We start from the raw sequence: 16,057 nt of genomic DNA, 5'->3' as shown, positions 1-16,057 counted from the left end.
GCATGCTTTGGGATGCTCTGACTCTTCAACTTGGTTACAACGCCACGCTGGTTGCCATCGGTGCAACCTTGCTGGGTGTTTCAGCTGGTGTGACGGGGACGTTTCTGTTCTTGCGCAAGCGCGCTTTGGTCAGTGATGCAATCAGCCACGCGACCCTGCCAGGCGTCTGTCTGGCTTTCATGGTGTTGGTCGCGCTGGGAGGGGACGGGCGCAACCTGCTGGGCCTGTTGGCAGGATCGGCCATCTCGGCCTGGATCGGCCTTCTCTGCATGAACTGGCTGACGCGTCACACGCGTTTGGCCGAGGACGCCGCCATAGGAGCGGTCCTGTCGGTTTTCTTCGGCTTTGGCATCGTGTTGCTGACTGTCATACAGACGATGGGCGTAGGCCGTCAGGCCGGATTGGAAGGCTTTCTGCTAGGGTCCACTGCCGGGATGCTCTGGGCTGATGCAATGATCATTGCAATCGGGGGGGCGGCGACGCTGCTGATGGTCATGATCATTCGTCGCCCAATGATTCTTGTCGCCTTCGATCCCGAGTTTGCTGCGGCCCGCGGGTTGCCGGTGCACAGAATTGATCTGGCCATGATGGGTTTGGTCATGGCTGTCACAGTGGTTGGCCTTAAAATCGTGGGTTTGATTCTGATCGTGGCTTTGCTGATCATTCCCGCCGTGACCGCGCGGTTCTGGTCCGAACGCTCGGACCATGTTGTTCTTCTTGCCGGAGTTGCTGGCGGGCTGGCCGGTTACATTGGCGCGGCCATTTCGGCCTCGGCGCCAAACCTGCCGACAGGGCCGATCATCGTTCTGGTCAGCTTTGCCTTCTTTGTCGTGTCTTTGTTTTTTGCACCGATACGTGGCGTTTTGGCTGCGGTGTTACGTCATCTGCGCTTCCAGCGTCGGGTGCATATTCGTCAGGGTCTTTTGGCCTTGGCGCAAGGGCAAAAGATTTACGAGCCCCTGACCCTGCGCTTGCTGCGCCGCGCTGGGCTGGTGCGCGCGGACGGCGTTGCGACCGACATCGGCAAAGCCCGCGCGGCCAAGGCGTTGCGGGACGAAAAGCGTTGGGAAATCGTGCGCGCAGATCAGGCGCATGAGGCGACAGCCGCGCTTTATGATGGGTTACGGGACATCGAAACCGTCCTGACCCGCGATCAGATCGCCGAGATAGACCACCGCATCGGCGGGCCAATGGGGGTGCCGGTATGAGTGGTGAAGAATTCGTCCCCCTGTCTCTGACGCCGTTGTTGATCGGTACATTCGCGGCCATTGCCTGCGCATTACCTGGCAATTTTCTGGTGTTGCGCAAACAGGCATTGATCGGAGACGCGATCAGCCATGTGGTGCTGCCGGGAATTGTTGTGGCGTTTCTGATCACAGGGACGATATCGACCTGGCCGATGATGCTGGGCGCGGCAGGCGCTGCCGTTGTGGCCGTGGTGCTGATCGAAGCCATTCGCCGATTGGGTCAGATCGAACCCGGGGCCGCCATGGGCGTGGTCTTTACCACCATGTTCGCCGCGGGCGTCCTGTTGCTTGAGCAGACGGATACGTCGACGGTGCATCTGGATGTGGAACATGCGCTTTACGGCAATCTCGAAAGCCTGATCTGGCTGGACGCCACCGGATGGTCGTCCTTGCTGGACACAGAGGCGCTGTCCGGGTTGCCCCCGGAATTACCCCGCATTGCGCTGACACTGGTCGGTGTATCTTTGTTCACATGGCTTTTCTGGCGGCCGCTGAAGATCTCTACCTTCGATGAAGGCTTTGCTCGGACCATTGGCATTCGCACCGGCGTTCTGGGCATGGCACTGGTTATCACCGCGGCAATTGCGGCGGTGGCGGCTTTTGACGCGGTGGGCTCGATCATCGTGATCGCCATGTTCATCTGCCCGCCCGCCGCGGCACGGATGTTGACCAACCGGCTGGAAGCGCAGATTGCCTGGAGCGTTGTGTTCGCCATTGCCGCGGCGGTGTCGGGCTATGTATTTGCAGGCTATGGCCCGCTGTGGCTGGGTGGTGCGGATGCCGTCAGCGCGTCGGGTATGATCGCCACGATGTCAGGCCTGATTCTCGCTTTGGCAGCGATGTTCGGCCCCTGCCGGGCTCGGATCGGCGCTCACATGTCTGTCTGATCGGGCATTTTCCCGCCACACTTGCCCATACGCCATCGGCCAAACTCTGCCCAGAAACTGAGCGGGAAAATCTTAAGCAGATTTTCCAACACGTGCATGATACATCCTGCCCCATTAATTAGCTGAAACACACCACTCACTTGGCACGTCCGGGTGATCCGGAATGAGGACTCGTTCGCGGACACCCGGGCGCCCCCTCCCTTCAAAACGTACTGTTCAAACCGGTGGCAGAATCGTGCGCGATTATGCTAGGTCTAGGGGTATGCCCCAAGCAAACCCCAATATCGGCGAAAAACGCCCCGTGATTAAGCAGCTCGATGATGCCGCAATCAACCGCATCGCGGCTGGTGAGGTGGTGGAACGACCGGCCTCGGCGGTCAAGGAACTGGTCGAGAACGCAATCGATGCAGGGGCCACCCGGATTGCCATCGATGTTGCCGATGGTGGCAAGACCCTGATCCGTGTCACGGATGATGGGTGCGGTATCTCGGCGGAAGATCTTCCGCTGGCCTTGTCCCGCCATGCCACGTCAAAGATTGACGGGTCGGACCTGCTGAACATCCACACTTTCGGCTTTCGGGGCGAGGCTCTGCCGTCCTTGGGGGCCGTCGGGCGTCTGACCATAACCAGCCGCGTTCCCGGCGCGGATGCGGCGCAGGTGCACGTCGCGGGTGGCAAAATGGATGCGGTCAAACCCGCCGCACTGCGCACGGGGACTGTGGTCGAACTGCGCGATCTGTTCTACGCCACACCGGCCCGCCTGAAATTCATGCGCACCGACCGGGCCGAGGGGCAGGCAATCACCGACATAGTGAAACGGCTGGCCATGGCCGAACCTTCCGTGACATTTACCTTGCGAGATGTGTCCGGTGGCGGAGAGGGTCGCGTGACTTTTCGCGCAGATCGCGAGAACGGAGACCTGTTTGATGCGCTCCACGCCCGACTGGCCCGCGTGATCGGGCGCGAATTTGCAGAAAACTCCTTGCAGATTGATGCCACACGTGAAGGCATCCGTCTTTACGGCTACGCCGCCCTGCCGACCTATTCGCGGGGCGCAGCCGTGGCACAGTACCTTTTCGTCAACGGACGCCCCGTGCGCGACAAGATGCTGACCGGCGCGCTGCGGGCGGCTTATTTCGATTTCCTGAGCCGCGACCGCCACCCGGCTGCGGCTTTGTTCATCGACTGCGACCCCACGCTGGTTGACGTGAACGTCCACCCTGCCAAATCCGAGGTCCGGTTCCGAGATCCCGGTATTGCGCGGGGACTGATCGTTTCCAGCCTGCGCCATGCTTTGGCGGAAGCCGGGCACAGGGCATCCTCGACCGTCGCGAATGCGACGCTGGGCGCAATGCGGCCGGAACCGGCACAGCCGGCACCTGCGCGGGTTTATCAGATGGATCGCCCGTCGCCTGCCGCGCGCACGGAGGCGTTTCGTCCGCAGGCTCCGGGATTTGCCGAACTGGCCAACGACTACAGTGGCAGCATTGTCGAGCCGACTCCGATTGCACAGGTCGCCGAGATTCAGGAGCAACCTCAGGCGCAGGATCTGCCGCTTGGTGCAGCCCGCGGACAGGTGCATGAGAATTACATCATTGCTCAGACCGCCGATGGCATGGTGATCGTTGATCAACATGCTGCACATGAACGGCTGGTTTATGAAAAGCTGAAAACGCAGATGGCCGAGAATGGCGTCGCGGCGCAGGCCCTGCTGATTCCGGAAATCGTGGAATTGTCCGAAGGGGATTGCGCCCGCCTGATGGCCGTCGCAGATGATTTGACGCGCTTTGGCTTAACCATCGAACCCTTCGGTGGAAGCGCCATTGCCGTACGCGAAACCCCTGCCATTCTGGGCGAAGTCGATGCGAGGGCGATGATCCTCGATATCCTGGATGAACTCGCGGATCAGGGTGAAAGTCAGATGGTGCAGTCAAGGATCGAGGCGATCCTCAGCCGTGTGGCCTGCCATGGGTCGATCCGATCCGGTCGTCGGATGCGGGCCGAAGAAATGAATGCCCTGCTGCGCGAGATGGAGGCGACGCCGCATTCCGGCCAGTGCAACCATGGGCGACCAACCTATGTGGAACTTAAACTCAGCGATATCGAACGCCTGTTCGGGCGCAGTTGATCTGGTTTCAAACATGGCTTAACAAGATAGAAACAAAACGAGAACAACCTGAACCCCATGATCCAGATTGCAGGCACTGAGATGGCGTTGAATGATCCCGTGATACTGACCGTGGGTGGCGTGGTAGCGTTGATTCTGCTGCTGCTGTTCCTGTCGTTGCGGGCGGCCAACCGCTCGGCCCGGATGGCGGAACCTCTGGCGCGGCAGATGGCGCATCTGGGTCAGCACGTCCAGCAACTGGGCCAGGGACAGGAACAGTTGCGCGGCGGCCTTCAGCATGTCTCGGACACTCAGGCCAACGCGCAGATGCAGGTGATTCAGACGGTCGAGGCGCGTTTGGCTTCGGTCCAGCAACAGATGAATGACCGGCTGGCGGATAATGCAATGAAATCGGCGCGTGCGCTGGCCGAGATGCAGGAACGGATGAAAGAGACGTTGCATGGCTCGTCGAAACAGACGGCGACCTCGCTGACCCAATTGCAGGAACGTCTGGCCGCCATCGACAAGGCGCAGGACAATATAACCAAACTGTCGGGCGATGTGCTGTCTTTGCAGGATATCCTGTCGAACAAACAGAGGCGCGGGATGTTCGGGGAAATCCAGCTGAACGATATCGTGTCCAAGGCGCTGCCCGCTGACAGTTATTCGCTGCAGGCCACATTGTCGAACGGCAGGCGGGCGGATTGCCTGATTCACCTGCCGAACCCGCCGGGACCGATCGTGATCGACGCAAAATTCCCTTTGGAGGATTTCGAGGCGCTGGCCGCTGCGCAGACGAAGGCGGATGTCGATAGATGCCTTCGGGCCTTCGGCGCAGCGGTGAAAGTGCATATCAATGCGATTTCCGAGAAGTACATCCTGGATGGGGAAACCGCGGACGGTGCTTTGATGTTCGTGCCGTCCGAAGCGATTTATGCCGAGCTGCACGCCCGTCTTCCCGACGTTGTACGCGAGGGGTTCGCCGCGCGGGTCTGGATCGTGTCCCCGACCACGTGCATGGCCACGCTGAATACCATGCGGGCGATCCTGAAAGATGCGCGTATGCGCGAACAGGCCGGTGCAATACGCAAAGAGTTGGGGCTGCTGCATAAGGATGTGGACCGCCTGGGTGATCGCGTCTCGAACCTGGATCGTCATTTCGGGCAGGCGGCCAAGGATATCTCAGAGATCAAGATCAGCGCCGAAAAGGCAGGCCGCCGTGCGCAGCGTCTGGACAATTTCGATTTTGAAGAAATCGAGACGAAGGCCGAAACTGACGTTGTGCCCCTTGCGAGACACGAAGGTTGAAATCTATTGGATGGACAGGTCCAGATTGTACCCTACGGTTTTACCGGTGTCCCTGTCATTACCCATCAGATAGACGCGGATCATATAGTCTCCATCTTCGGGCAGATTGATCCGGGCGGTGTTGCCGTCGATCGATCCGTTATAGATCGCGACACCGTCGCTGCCTGGCGGCAGGATGTTGAAATAGATCACGCCGTTACCATTGGTATCGCTGACCTGAAGATCGGCAAACATCTCCTGCCCGGTTTTGGCGCCAAGCGTATAGTCGAAGTACTCATCTCCTGAGATGGTCCCACTGACCATGGTTCCATAATTGCCGGGCTGAAACTGAACCTCGGCCGACATTTGGGCCGAGACGACGGGCGCGACTGCAACGAGAAGGACGGATACAAGAAGTCTTCCGAACATGATCATTCCTTTCAAAACACGCCTTGCGCGGGGATCGCAGGCAAATTCAGATGCGCAGAAAGGGCTGGAACAGGCGCGGCATCAGCTTGTTGAACTTCAACGGTGCATCCGTAACCGCCAGACAAATGCAATCTTCCGAAATGTCCGCCAAAGGTGTGTGTTCCAAATCCTCGTCTGCGATCTCGACGTCGCCACGGGCGAAGTGATCCACTTCGTCTGAGAAAGCGCCCTGAAGCACCATCGTCAGTTCCATTCCATGATGCCCGTGATCAGGAACGGCAGCACCGGCTGGAATGAGCAGCAAGCGGGCCGTCGCATCCTTTGTTGTCGGCAGGATGACTTGCTTTACGCCCATGCCGACGGGTCTCCAGCGGATATCAGAGACAGTCCCGCCCACATAGTCCTGCAAGGGCGCCGGCAACACTGGGCAATTCGGACGCACAGGTTTCGCCGCTGGTGGGCCTTTGGCGATTAATGCCATTGTCGCGGCCAGAGATGTATCACTCATGGCGATTGATTCTGTCTGTTCCTCCAGAACATGCCCACCTACGGCGTCATAACTCCCGGCCCGCGCACGGCAATGGTCGCACAGAGACAGATGCGTCGCGACCATCAGGTCGAAGGCTTCGGGCAGACTTCCTGCGGCATATGCCATCAACAGGTCATCTGTCAGGTGATGTTTGATCGACTTACTCATGTTACCCATCTCAGTTCATCGCATGGCGCAAGCGGTCCAGCGCCAGCCTAATTCGTGATTTGATCGTTCCCAGCGGCAAGCCGGTCTGTGACGCGATTTCCCGATGGCTCAGATCACCGAAATACGCCTTTTCGATCAGTTCTCTCTGCGCGTCCGGCAACGCCTTCAAAGCGGTGCGCAGCTGCGCGGTTTCCTGTTGCAGCGCGATGACATCGTCCTGCTCAGGCTCGGCCTCGGGACCCCACCACAGATCTTCGGGTTCGGGACGGCGTTGCTTGCGCAGAACGTCAATGCGCTTGTTCCGAGCGATGGTGAACACCCAGGTGGCCACCGTTGCCCGCGTTGGGTCAAACAGATGGGACTTGCGCCATAAGGTCGCCATCACCTCTTGGGCGCACTCTTCCGCCATCGCGGCGTCTGACCCTGACTTCATCAGGAACGCCTTGATGCGCGGCGCGAAATGCTGGAACAGCTCGGCAAATGCCGCCTGATCCTGCTCGTCGCGGATGCGCCTGACGTGATCCACCCATTCGGTTCTGGTCTCGCGCCTGCCGTTGGTTCCGTTCACCCGTCCACCCTTGATGCGTTTCTTTTCGCGCCGAGGCTGAAGGGCGGCCGGTTGAGCCGCAGGTTCGTCCAAGGTCACGGTATCGATCTCGGTAAACATAACCTCAATACGGCGCGTTACCCAAGCCGGATCACTTTATAGGGACATTATGATCCAATTTGTGCAAATTTCCGTATCAAGGTTATCGGCATCTGAAGAAATTCAGTGCAGTTAAAGGTGTTTACGAGAAGGCCGGAAAGCAACGGATGACGCAGGAAATAGACCTTATCGCGGGCCACACCTACCACGGGCGCAAGGGCGCGATCGAAAACGCGTTTCGTTACTCGGTCGACTACATTCTGCTGGATCCCGAAGCAGCACAGAACACGCCCTTGCTGTTTTCGGTTGATCGCGCGAATGTCACGAACTGGCGCACCAGAGATCATGGAGGAGAGCCAGGTCGGGGCGAAGGCGCGCTTTGGCTGCGTGCGCGGTTTGATGAGATGTCGGTACAACAACCGGCGCGCTTCGAGTTGCTGACCCAACCCCGCGTTTTTGGGCACGTCTTCAATCCCGTCAGTTTTTGGTTCTGTTTTGACGACAGTGACCATCTTTATGCCGTGGTCGCCGAAGTCACCAATACTTATGGCACCCGCCATAGCTACCTGTGTCACAAACCCGATTTCTCGGCCATCGAACCGACTGACAGGGTGGTGGCGGACAAGCTGATGCATGTCTCACCGTTTCAGAAGATCGAAGGCAGTTATACGTTCCGCTTTGACTATCGCCCGGATCGGGTCGGCGTCTGGATCGACTATGGCCGCGCTGGTGGTGGGCTGATCGCGACGCTGACCGGACCGCGGCAGCCCCTGACCAACCGGGTGATCCTGTGGTCCTTGCTGCGGCGACCATTTGGCGCCCGGAGAACCTTTGCACTGATCGTCTGGCAGGCTTTCAGGCTGTGGTTGAAAAAAGCAACCTTTCGCCCGTTTCGCAGGCAACCGGTACCGGACCAGCCGGTTTCACGGGCGCGGCACTAGGGCCGTTGTTTGCGTAAGATCAAAGACTCGGGTGGTGTTCGGTGATTGTGATGGCATGACAACCGCGAACACGAGGAACATGATCCATGTTGGAAATATCGGCAAGAAAGGTCGCTCAGATAGCCATGATGGGGCGCGAGCTAAACCGGGCAGAAGGTGAAATGCGCGCCTTTATCGAACGTATGAGCGAAGACGAGCAAGCCGAACTGGTTGCCATCATGTGGATCGGCCGCGAGAGTTTTTTCGCCGAAGATCTGGCCGAAGCGATTGCCACTGCCAAGGCTGAGGCCTCAACCCCCTGCGCCGACTACCTGATCGGTACTCCGCACATGTCCGATCATCTTGAGAATGGTTTGGATGCGCTGGGGATATCGGCCGAGGACGTCGAAAATGATCTGATGTAGACGGGACCCAAGGTCATGAAGCAATCTAAACCGATAGTTCGCCCCTAGACCAAGCCACCGGCGTTCAAGAAATGGCATATGCTCTCAAATTGAGTTAGTTTACAACCTACGAACAGGGTGGGTTTTGGATTTAGGGGCAGGAACTTGCGACGTATGACACGGCTTTTCGGGTTCTTTGTCTCGATTTTTTTGGGGACTACGAGCGTCCGACCTGTGGAGGCATGCAGCATCTGTCTAACTTTGCCGGAGTTTACGCTTGCTGACCGCATACTATCGGCGAACGTAGTTATTCTGGCACGGCCAGCGTTTGATAACGCTTTTAAGTATCAGCCTGTTACCATTATCAAAGGAACTCAGGGAAAGCTTTCGTCGCTACCAGATATTCCCTTTCTCATTGATAGCGCAACACGCGCGGCATTTCGATCGGATACTGAGGCCCGCGTTTTGCTGATATACGGCACCGACGACATCGATGCCGCCGGTCGCGGGTTTTCGCGGAGCTGGAAAAAGGTTTTTCGGATTACTCCGGAACGGGCTCGGTTTTTGGACGCACTTCAGACCAACGGGCAAAACTGGATTCTGGGTGAAACGAAAGACATCGAACGAGTGACTTTCTTTGGCAGCTTTCTCACACATTCCGACCGGATATTGCGTGATACGGCGATGGTCGAGATCAGTCGTGCACCATACGAGTTAGTTCGTGCCGCTGGACTGGCTGTACCAACGGAGCAGCTGTTACAGGAAGTTCAGACATTACAGCGGTTCAACTATGCGCCGGTATCGATCAGGCTACTCGGGTTACAATCGGACGCAACTGCGGTTTCTATTGTTCGGTCGCGATACAAGGCGCGGCTACAGAACGGTGGGGTGCATCTGGAGGAGTGGGCACTCGCGGGAATTGAAGCGGACAGTTCAGAAGCCCTTGCCAGGATCGAGGCAGCTCTTACTCAAGCGACTTTGTCATTTGACGAAAAAAGCAGCCTGATCCGAGCCCTGTCTGATGCGGGCACGTCGATGCCCGAACATCGTGCTAAAATATTGGAGATCTATGGCCGCGTATTAGATCGTGATACTTCACTGGCTGCGCAAACCGCCATTGCGGTTCGGTATTGGGACTTTTCTCCTTTGCAACACAGGTTCGATGCTCTCCTTTCCGCTGGGAACATCGATCCGGCGACGCGTTTTGCCATTCAGACAGTCTTGCCCACCGAAAGCAGGTAAAGTCGGGTCCGGCACTAGCGCAGGATCTTTAAACGCACGTTAATGTTTTGGAATGGCGTCCTTAACGAATGCCTCCTTTATTTGATGTCAGGAAGACAATGACATCAAGTTCAGGAGGAGAAAGACATGTCACATACACAAATGTTCGCAGGCCGGGGTGGCCTGCTTGACGGTCTGTTTTCAAACTATGCGGATGCAAAGGTTGAGCATTTCCGCCGCCGGATTTTCTCGAAAACCGTGCGGGATCTGGAAAAGCTTGATGACCTGCAACTGGCCGATATCGGCGTCCAGCGGGATCAGATCAAACGATGCGCATATGAGAGTGTTTATAACAACAAGCCTTACCGGCAGTGATAAAGCACTCAGCGTGACCTGAAACCAACTCCCGTGATCCTGTTAGCGAGGTTACCAGTATGTTCGACGTCATACCGCCCACCAATCAATCGGCTCCGGCTGCCAGCGCGCTTTTGCTGTTCGATCGTGCAATGCGAATCCGTTCGATCAGCCCTGATATTGTCCGCGCAGCGCAGCATCTGAATGCAATGACCGATCATCAATTGTCAGAGCTCGGAATCAACCGCAGTGATATCGAAGATACTATCCAGCGGTATATCTAAAGGTCGGGTGAGAGAAACCCGAATGAGTACAACATGCATAAAGAAGAACAATGAAAGCCATTCCAGACTGTCTGGAATGGCTTTTTTGCATTCAGGCCGTGTGATCGACGATTTGCAGATGCTGGGCCAGCCTGTTGATTTCGCTCATCCACCCCTGCACCAGCTTGGGATCACTGGGGGCCGCGTGAACTCCGGCCGGGATGGCGCGGTTCAATACGGCCTCGACGGCAAGTGAGACCGGAATGGACACCAGGCGCGCCATCGCCGTCCCACGCTCATCTCCCCAGGCGTCCATGACATAGGTCTTGTGCCAGACGGGGACACCGTTTTTCTCGGCCTTCAATCCCACGCACAGTACAACGCGATCAGGCTCGCCTTCGTCATAGGCGTTTTCCTCCCAGAACTGGTCCGACATCTCTTTCAGACGCGCATCTCCTTCGGGACCAGACAGGGTTTCGATCTCGGTGAACACATCCGACCACGCGTCGGCCCAGCCGTTCAAGCGCAGGGTGCCGCGGACGAATTCCTTGACCGGCCAGTGATCCTCGAAATGGTATTGCGCCATGAAGGGGATCGAGTCGCGGTTCGGATAGACTTCGAAGCTTTCCGGCGCTGGCAGCGGGGCAATGTAGCTGCTGATTGCATCCCACGGGCGGGTTACGTCCAGCGGCGCGTAATCGCGGATCGACTTCGACGGCGACCGCAGTGCTTTCAGCACGCCCAGCGGCGACCAGCTGAACTTGTATCGGAACGGGTTCGGATGTTTGGGAATGCCACCGCAATATGAGATGAAGCTCAGGTGGTTTTTCGGATCGAATGCATCAGAACCGCGGTAGTCGTCGATCAGCGCATGCGCCATCAGGTGATCGATGCCCGGGTCCAGACCGACCTCGTTGACCAGTGCGACACCGGCCTCGCGCGCCTTGTCATCCAGCGCGCGCATCTCGGGCGCGATATACGAGGACGAGACGAAATTGGCTCCTTTCGAAATCGCCAGTTCTGCCAGCGGCACGTGCCAGTCGCCCGGCAGCATCGAGACGATCACATCGCCCTTCTCCAATACAGCGCCGAGCGCGTCGGTGTCGAAGGCGCGGATGTCGTCGGTCAGGTCTCCGACCTCGACCTTGGCCTTTTCGATGGTCCGGTTCCAGACGGCGACCTTATGGCCGCCTTCGATCAGGCGGCGCAGGCCGGGAATGGCCGAGAGGCCGGTGCCACACCAATGAATGGTCATTAGAAAACTCCTCTGAGGCTGTTCAGCCGAACTTCAATTTCGCGGTCACAATCGCACCGACAAGAAGGATCGATATCACATTGCCCAGGATCAGCGGCCACGCCGAGATCATCAACCCATAGATCAGCCACAAAGTCAGGGTGGTCAGAATCAACAGGTTTGCGGGCAGAGACAAATCCTTGGTCTCGCGGCTGCGCCAGGTTTTCAGGGTCTGCGGCAACCAGCAGATGGTACCCAGAACCGCCGCCGCCCCTCCGATCAGGTGTTCCATGCGTGTGCTCGCCTAAACATGTTTGTTGAACTCGTCCCGCGCGCGACCCCAGACACCCTTTTCCAGATCGGTCAGGGTCAGCAGGGACGGCAGAAGCTGCGCCGCGTAGTCTTCCGAGGTTTCAACCGGCAGCATAGACGGAAGGTTGTCGATTGCCATCACGTCCATCACCGGGTCGGTGGCCACGCGCAGGGCGGGTGCTTCCCATGTGGTGGCGCGGTCATAGACGGGCACCGGGTTGTAGTCGCTGTCCGGGTCGCAGGCCACGTCGCCGATGGCTGTCAGGTTGCGGCGGGCTGTCAGCGCCTCGCGCGGGACAAAGACCGGAGTGCCGGGCCGCGCGAAAATGCAGTTCAGGAACAGATCATGGTCAAGGACTTCTGGGAAAGGTCCACTGCTGGCCGTCTCGGCCATGTCCCATTTGGTGACCGCGACGCCCATCGCCTCACACAGGTCTGCGGCACCGGTGCCCACACGGCCCAAAGCTCCGATGACGATGGCGCGCGGGCGCGTTGCACCGGTGGCGTCAAGCTCATCCCGAAGTTCCGCATTCAGCGCATCCTTGCCAGCGTACACGCCAACGGGCGGGCATATCCCGCCTCGTTGCTGCGCCGCCCAGGTCTTGAGCGTAACGGCAGCACCCGCATAACCGGCCCAATACCCGAATGCCGCGACCCGGCGACCATCTTCATCCACGAGGTATTCCAGATCATAAAGCGTGCCGCCACCGGCCTTGAACCGCTCCAGCAGCTTGCGGCCCGAATGCTGGCCCTTGTAGGCGTGGCCAAACATGATGTGGCGGTGGGGCAGGGGTGTACCGTCTTCGGGCAGTTCCTTGAGGCCGAAGATAATCGCGTCCAGCGGGGCATCGGGCCAGGAATTCTCGGGCGCGATCTCGCAGCCAGCGTCCTTGTAGCCGTCCAGTGGGATGGCGCGGGCATGGCTTTCCTCGACCGTCACGCGGATGCCAGCCGCGATCAGCGCGGCGGCACCTTCCGGTGTCAGCCCAACCCGTTCTTCGTTCGGGCGCTGTTCTGCCCGGACCCAGAGATGTGTCATCTTACTTCCTTTTGTCAGAGCATTCCGGCGGCACGCACCGCCTGAACCGAGGGACGTGCCTCCATCGCCTCACGGAAGGCGACGATTTTGGAAAAGGCCGAAACGTCGGCTCCGTCGCCTTCCAGCCAGCTGCACACCACGAACAGGTAAGCATCGGCCAGCGAGAACGCCTCGCCCAGCACAAATGGTCCACGCAGCCCGTTCAACGAGATGTAAGTGCAGGATTCGGTCATCGTTTGCGCGACCTTGTCTTTCATGTCCTTCCAGCTGGATTTCTTGTCGGCCCAGCGGTGCCCGCGCAACTTGTGCGCATGATTCACATGCATGGTCGAGGCAAGGTAGAACATCACTTCGCGCATCCGCGCGGCCATCACCGGATCGGGAGGCACCAGCCCTGCTTCGGGGGCCTTGGCGGCAACAAACTCCAGCAAAGCCCCGGTCTCGGTCAGGATGCCTCCATCAACGACCAGCGCCGGAACGCGGCCCTTGGGATTGATCTGTTTGTAGGCCGGTTTCGTCTGCTCGCCCCCGGCGAAGTCGAGCTTGATTGCTTCGTATTCCAGTCCGGCCTCTTCCAGGGCAATCGCAACAGCGACCGAGATGGTACGGGGTGCATAGTAGAGCTGCATCAGGCGTCTCCGGTCTGGTTACAGGTGGGTCTGCGCGAACTGTCGGTCAGGGGCTTCCAAATGCGGTACGGCATTGAAAAGAACCGGGCTCAGTTGAGCGCCAATCGGGTGCAGACGATGCATTGACGTGTTCATGATGGCAAGGGCCACCCGTGCCATTGACGGGATATCCAACCCCATCGCCTGACGCACCACCATCGAAATTAACCCGCCTGAGGTCACGACAATGGCCGATCCGCCCTCGGTTCCGATCTCGTGCAGCGCGTCGCGCACGCGCGTCTCGAATTCTACGAATGTTTCCGGCGAGTTCTCGATTTCGCCATTGGCCCAGGCCGCAAACGTTTTGGGCAGATGTTCGACAAAACCTTCGCGGTCCGTGGGGATCGCGACACCGTGTTGGTCCTCGAACAATTGCGCCAGCGTGAAATACTCGATCTCGTTCAGTCGTGCGTCGCGGATTGGATTGGGCAAGTCCATACTGGCCGCTGTCTCGGCGTGGCGGTTCAGGGTGCCGCAATAGACCCGGGTATAATGGCTGCGGGTATCACGCAGATGCGCCCCCAGCCAGCGGGCCTGCTGATGCCCCAAGTCGCTGAGCCTGTCGTAACTTACCTCGTCCCGTGCTGTTGTGTTTGCCTGCCCGTGACGCACCAATGTGATATGTGACATGTCGGTCCCTCTTGCGCCGAAGTCTTAGGGCAGGTTCCCCTCCGGTGCCAGAGGGGTTTCACGTCCGTTGAAAAAAACCTCGCCCCTTTTCTGTTTCTGGCTATTGTTCGCCCCGTACAAGTCTTCGGAGGGGTTTATGACCGTAGATCACACGCGTTTTCTGACCGACCTGCATAAGTTGCGTGAATTCGGTACCTCGGGTGTGGGCAAGGGGGTTGTCCGCCCCGCCTATTCGGACGCGGATATCGCCGCGCGCCAGTGGCTTGCCGGACGTATGCGCGAAGCAGACCTGACCCCGCAGTTTGACCCGGTTGGCAACCTGTTCGGATTGGCGACCGGCCCCTCGCTGCTTTTGGGATCACATTCTGACAGTCAGCCTGAAGGCGGCTGGCTTGACGGTGCGCTGGGCGTCATTGCCGCGCTGGAAATCGCACGTTCCAGCGACCGGCCCGTTTCGGTTGTCAGCTTTCAGGACGAAGAGGGGCGGTTTGGTGTGACCACTGGCTCGGCCGTCTGGTCGGGCGGGTTACCTCTGGAAAAAGCCGATGTGTTGACGGATGGGGCCGGTGTCAGCTTTGGCCAGGCCCGATCATCCATGGCAGACCTGGCGCAAGGTTTCGTGGACCCGTCCCGTTTCACTGGCTTCATAGAGATGCATATCGAACAGGGCCCCTCGCTGGACGCGTCTGGAGGCCAGATTGGCGTGGTCACCGATATCGTTGGCATCCGCGATATGTCGATCACCTTTCAAGGTCAGCAGAATCACGCCGGCACCACCCCCATGCACCTGCGTCGTGACGCTTTTCAGGCCCTGTCTCTGTTCAACACCCGGCTCAATGAGCGGTTTCGCAATGTTGTCACCCCGCAGACTGTCTGGACTATCGGGCGAGTCGACCTGCATCCAAACGCATCGTCCATCGTGCCGGGACGGGTTCGATTCTCGATGCAATGGCGCGATGGTGATGCAGACCGTTTGGCCCGGATGGAGGAGATCATTCGAGCGACAGCTCATGAGACGGCCGAGGAACTGGGACTGAATTTGGACTACGACCCGATGCTGGGGCTGGAACCCGTCGCCATGGATCAAACCTTGCGCCGCGCACTCGAAAACGGTGCGGAGCGGGTCGCTCCGAACAGGTGGCGCACAATGCCGTCAGGGGCCTTGCACGATGCCACCAACGTTTCTCGATTGATGCCGGTCGCGATGGTGTTCGTGCCCTCGATCGGCGGAATCAGCCATGACTTTGCCGAAGATACGGCAGAGGCCGATTTGATTGCGGGGCTCGAAGTTCTGGATCATGCCGTGCGGACACTCTCCACTTGAGCGTCACTTTGCAAAATACTGCCGAAGAAGATGTTGCATCAGCGGAGAAGTCCCTCTTCTTGGCTTTTGGCAAGATGAATGGATTTTTACCCTGTGAAAACGAGGACTGTTGCCTAACGGAAAAAAGTTTCCTATAGGAACATTCATGGTGCATGCGTCTGTATACCGCCTCTTCTTCGGATCGGTGTTTCACTAAAAACCGGGTGGAATCATTGCATTCTATGCGGCTTGGGGCAGACTGACTGTCATGCATTTTGACCTTTAAATAATCGGAAGTTGGCCGGATCATGACGTCACCGAAACGCACGCCTCTTCACTCGTTGCACGTTGCTTTGGGCGGTAAGATGGTTGATTTTGCTGGGTGGGAGATGCCTGTTCAGTATCCTTT

At 58.4% G+C, this 16,057-nt stretch carries 18 protein-coding genes; 10 read left to right on the top strand and 8 right to left on the bottom strand.

Going from position 1 to position 16,057, the window contains the following annotated elements; translation table 11 throughout:
• The first annotated feature begins 2 nt into the window (after positions 1-2).
• The 4 genes from AC2FLP_RS13520 to AC2FLP_RS13505 all read left to right on the top strand — a co-directional run bounded on the left by AC2FLP_RS13520 (position 3) and on the right by AC2FLP_RS13505 (position 5,549).
• Positions 3-1,208: a metal ABC transporter permease gene (locus AC2FLP_RS13520; RefSeq protein ID WP_496684169.1), complete on the top strand. Its 1,206-nt coding sequence runs from the start codon at positions 3-5 to the stop codon at positions 1,206-1,208.
• The gene (locus tag AC2FLP_RS13515; protein ID WP_496684167.1) at positions 1,205-2,134 is read left to right on the top strand and encodes a metal ABC transporter permease; all 930 of its coding nucleotides are present in this window, start codon (positions 1,205-1,207) and stop codon (positions 2,132-2,134) included. Before AC2FLP_RS13520 ends, AC2FLP_RS13515 begins: the two co-directional genes overlap by 4 nt.
• Before the next feature lie 262 nt (positions 2,135-2,396).
• Positions 2,397-4,262, top strand: coding sequence for a DNA mismatch repair endonuclease MutL (mutL, locus tag AC2FLP_RS13510; protein ID WP_496684164.1), 1,866 nt, complete (start codon positions 2,397-2,399; stop codon positions 4,260-4,262).
• Between the two features lie 57 nt (positions 4,263-4,319).
• Positions 4,320-5,549, top strand: coding sequence for a DNA recombination protein RmuC (locus AC2FLP_RS13505; protein WP_299639981.1), 1,230 nt, complete (start codon positions 4,320-4,322; stop codon positions 5,547-5,549).
• Positions 5,550-5,552: 3 nt separating this feature from the next.
• On the opposite strand, the gene AC2FLP_RS13500 is transcribed toward AC2FLP_RS13505, so the two are convergent.
• Genes AC2FLP_RS13500 through AC2FLP_RS13490 form a run of 3 tightly spaced genes read right to left on the bottom strand, consistent with a single transcriptional unit; the run spans position 5,553 to position 7,321 of the window.
• The gene (locus AC2FLP_RS13500; RefSeq protein ID WP_496684162.1) at positions 5,553-5,957 is read right to left on the bottom strand and encodes a hypothetical protein; all 405 of its coding nucleotides are present in this window, start codon (positions 5,955-5,957) and stop codon (positions 5,553-5,555) included.
• A 46-nt stretch (positions 5,958-6,003) separates the two neighbouring features.
• On the bottom strand, positions 6,004-6,654 hold the full coding sequence (locus AC2FLP_RS13495; protein WP_496684160.1) for a ChrR family anti-sigma-E factor: 651 nt from the start codon (positions 6,652-6,654) through the stop codon (positions 6,004-6,006).
• 10 nt (positions 6,655-6,664) lie between these two features.
• Complete coding sequence (locus AC2FLP_RS13490) at positions 6,665-7,321, bottom strand: sigma-70 family RNA polymerase sigma factor (protein WP_496684157.1); 657 nt, start codon at positions 7,319-7,321, stop codon at positions 6,665-6,667.
• Between the two features lie 146 nt (positions 7,322-7,467).
• Here AC2FLP_RS13490 and AC2FLP_RS13485 point away from each other — a divergent pair, with 146 nt between their 5' ends.
• The 5 genes from AC2FLP_RS13485 (at position 7,468) to AC2FLP_RS13465 (ending at position 10,483) form a co-directional block, all read left to right on the top strand.
• Positions 7,468-8,241 (top strand): DUF1365 domain-containing protein, encoded by a 774-nt coding sequence (locus tag AC2FLP_RS13485; protein WP_496674691.1) that lies wholly within the window; start codon positions 7,468-7,470, stop codon positions 8,239-8,241.
• An 86-nt stretch (positions 8,242-8,327) separates the two neighbouring features.
• The gene (locus tag AC2FLP_RS13480; protein WP_117871872.1) at positions 8,328-8,645 is read left to right on the top strand and encodes a DUF3775 domain-containing protein; all 318 of its coding nucleotides are present in this window, start codon (positions 8,328-8,330) and stop codon (positions 8,643-8,645) included.
• A gap of 153 nt (positions 8,646-8,798) precedes the next feature.
• On the top strand, positions 8,799-9,866 hold the full coding sequence (locus AC2FLP_RS13475; protein ID WP_299899451.1) for a hypothetical protein: 1,068 nt from the start codon (positions 8,799-8,801) through the stop codon (positions 9,864-9,866).
• 126 nt (positions 9,867-9,992) lie between these two features.
• Positions 9,993-10,220 carry a YjiS-like domain-containing protein gene (locus AC2FLP_RS13470; RefSeq protein WP_496684153.1) on the top strand — a complete coding sequence of 76 codons (228 nt, stop codon included), beginning with the start codon at positions 9,993-9,995 and terminating at the stop codon, positions 10,218-10,220.
• 59 nt (positions 10,221-10,279) lie between these two features.
• The gene (locus AC2FLP_RS13465; RefSeq protein WP_117871880.1) at positions 10,280-10,483 is read left to right on the top strand and encodes a DUF1127 domain-containing protein; all 204 of its coding nucleotides are present in this window, start codon (positions 10,280-10,282) and stop codon (positions 10,481-10,483) included.
• 91 nt (positions 10,484-10,574) lie between these two features.
• On the opposite strand, the gene AC2FLP_RS13460 is transcribed toward AC2FLP_RS13465, so the two are convergent.
• The 5 genes from AC2FLP_RS13460 to AC2FLP_RS13440 are packed head-to-tail and all read right to left on the bottom strand — an operon-like array spanning position 10,575 to position 14,345.
• The gene (locus AC2FLP_RS13460; RefSeq protein WP_496684150.1) at positions 10,575-11,717 is read right to left on the bottom strand and encodes a saccharopine dehydrogenase family protein; all 1,143 of its coding nucleotides are present in this window, start codon (positions 11,715-11,717) and stop codon (positions 10,575-10,577) included.
• Between the two features lie 22 nt (positions 11,718-11,739).
• Positions 11,740-11,988 (bottom strand): SemiSWEET family sugar transporter, encoded by a 249-nt coding sequence (locus AC2FLP_RS13455; protein ID WP_117871884.1) that lies wholly within the window; start codon positions 11,986-11,988, stop codon positions 11,740-11,742.
• A gap of 12 nt (positions 11,989-12,000) precedes the next feature.
• The gene (locus AC2FLP_RS13450; protein WP_496684147.1) at positions 12,001-13,047 is read right to left on the bottom strand and encodes a saccharopine dehydrogenase; all 1,047 of its coding nucleotides are present in this window, start codon (positions 13,045-13,047) and stop codon (positions 12,001-12,003) included.
• Positions 13,048-13,061: 14 nt separating this feature from the next.
• Positions 13,062-13,676 (bottom strand): glutathione S-transferase family protein, encoded by a 615-nt coding sequence (locus tag AC2FLP_RS13445; protein WP_496684144.1) that lies wholly within the window; start codon positions 13,674-13,676, stop codon positions 13,062-13,064.
• A gap of 18 nt (positions 13,677-13,694) precedes the next feature.
• Complete coding sequence (locus AC2FLP_RS13440) at positions 13,695-14,345, bottom strand: histidine phosphatase family protein (RefSeq protein ID WP_496684141.1); 651 nt, start codon at positions 14,343-14,345, stop codon at positions 13,695-13,697.
• 136 nt (positions 14,346-14,481) lie between these two features.
• Between AC2FLP_RS13440 and AC2FLP_RS13435 the strand changes: the two genes are divergently transcribed.
• Entirely contained in the window at positions 14,482-15,669 is a 1,188-nt protein-coding gene (locus tag AC2FLP_RS13435) for a Zn-dependent hydrolase (protein WP_496684138.1), read from the top strand.
• The last annotated feature ends 388 nt before the right edge of the window (positions 15,670-16,057 follow it).

The sequence above is a fragment of the Ruegeria sp. CDSA141 genome (assembly GCF_059612005.1).
The sequence above is the reverse complement of the archived record's forward strand: the minus strand, read 5'-3'. Positions and strand labels throughout refer to the sequence as shown.

What these genes read in the sequence shown, in the direction of transcription:
- AC2FLP_RS13505 (WP_299639981.1), top strand. Translation starts at nt 4,320, where the DNA reads ATGATCCAGATTGCAGGCACTGAGATGGCGTTGAATGATCCCGTGATA.
- AC2FLP_RS13460 (WP_496684150.1), bottom strand. Translation starts at nt 11,717, where the DNA reads ATGACCATTCATTGGTGTGGCACCGGCCTCTCGGCCATTCCCGGCCTG.
- mutL (WP_496684164.1), top strand. Translation starts at nt 2,397, where the DNA reads ATGCCCCAAGCAAACCCCAATATCGGCGAAAAACGCCCCGTGATTAAG.
- AC2FLP_RS13465 (WP_117871880.1), top strand. Translation starts at nt 10,280, where the DNA reads ATGTTCGACGTCATACCGCCCACCAATCAATCGGCTCCGGCTGCCAGC.
- AC2FLP_RS13520 (WP_496684169.1), top strand. Translation starts at nt 3, where the DNA reads ATGCTTTGGGATGCTCTGACTCTTCAACTTGGTTACAACGCCACGCTG.
- AC2FLP_RS13500 (WP_496684162.1), bottom strand. Translation starts at nt 5,957, where the DNA reads ATGTTCGGAAGACTTCTTGTATCCGTCCTTCTCGTTGCAGTCGCGCCC.
- AC2FLP_RS13470 (WP_496684153.1), top strand. Translation starts at nt 9,993, where the DNA reads ATGTCACATACACAAATGTTCGCAGGCCGGGGTGGCCTGCTTGACGGT.
- AC2FLP_RS13485 (WP_496674691.1), top strand. Translation starts at nt 7,468, where the DNA reads ATGACGCAGGAAATAGACCTTATCGCGGGCCACACCTACCACGGGCGC.
- AC2FLP_RS13440 (WP_496684141.1), bottom strand. Translation starts at nt 14,345, where the DNA reads ATGTCACATATCACATTGGTGCGTCACGGGCAGGCAAACACAACAGCA.
- AC2FLP_RS13475 (WP_299899451.1), top strand. Translation starts at nt 8,799, where the DNA reads ATGACACGGCTTTTCGGGTTCTTTGTCTCGATTTTTTTGGGGACTACG.
- AC2FLP_RS13480 (WP_117871872.1), top strand. Translation starts at nt 8,328, where the DNA reads ATGTTGGAAATATCGGCAAGAAAGGTCGCTCAGATAGCCATGATGGGG.
- AC2FLP_RS13450 (WP_496684147.1), bottom strand. Translation starts at nt 13,047, where the DNA reads ATGACACATCTCTGGGTCCGGGCAGAACAGCGCCCGAACGAAGAACGG.
- AC2FLP_RS13455 (WP_117871884.1), bottom strand. Translation starts at nt 11,988, where the DNA reads ATGGAACACCTGATCGGAGGGGCGGCGGCGGTTCTGGGTACCATCTGC.
- AC2FLP_RS13435 (WP_496684138.1), top strand. Translation starts at nt 14,482, where the DNA reads ATGACCGTAGATCACACGCGTTTTCTGACCGACCTGCATAAGTTGCGT.
- AC2FLP_RS13490 (WP_496684157.1), bottom strand. Translation starts at nt 7,321, where the DNA reads ATGTTTACCGAGATCGATACCGTGACCTTGGACGAACCTGCGGCTCAA.
- AC2FLP_RS13515 (WP_496684167.1), top strand. Translation starts at nt 1,205, where the DNA reads ATGAGTGGTGAAGAATTCGTCCCCCTGTCTCTGACGCCGTTGTTGATC.
- AC2FLP_RS13445 (WP_496684144.1), bottom strand. Translation starts at nt 13,676, where the DNA reads ATGCAGCTCTACTATGCACCCCGTACCATCTCGGTCGCTGTTGCGATT.
- AC2FLP_RS13495 (WP_496684160.1), bottom strand. Translation starts at nt 6,654, where the DNA reads ATGAGTAAGTCGATCAAACATCACCTGACAGATGACCTGTTGATGGCA.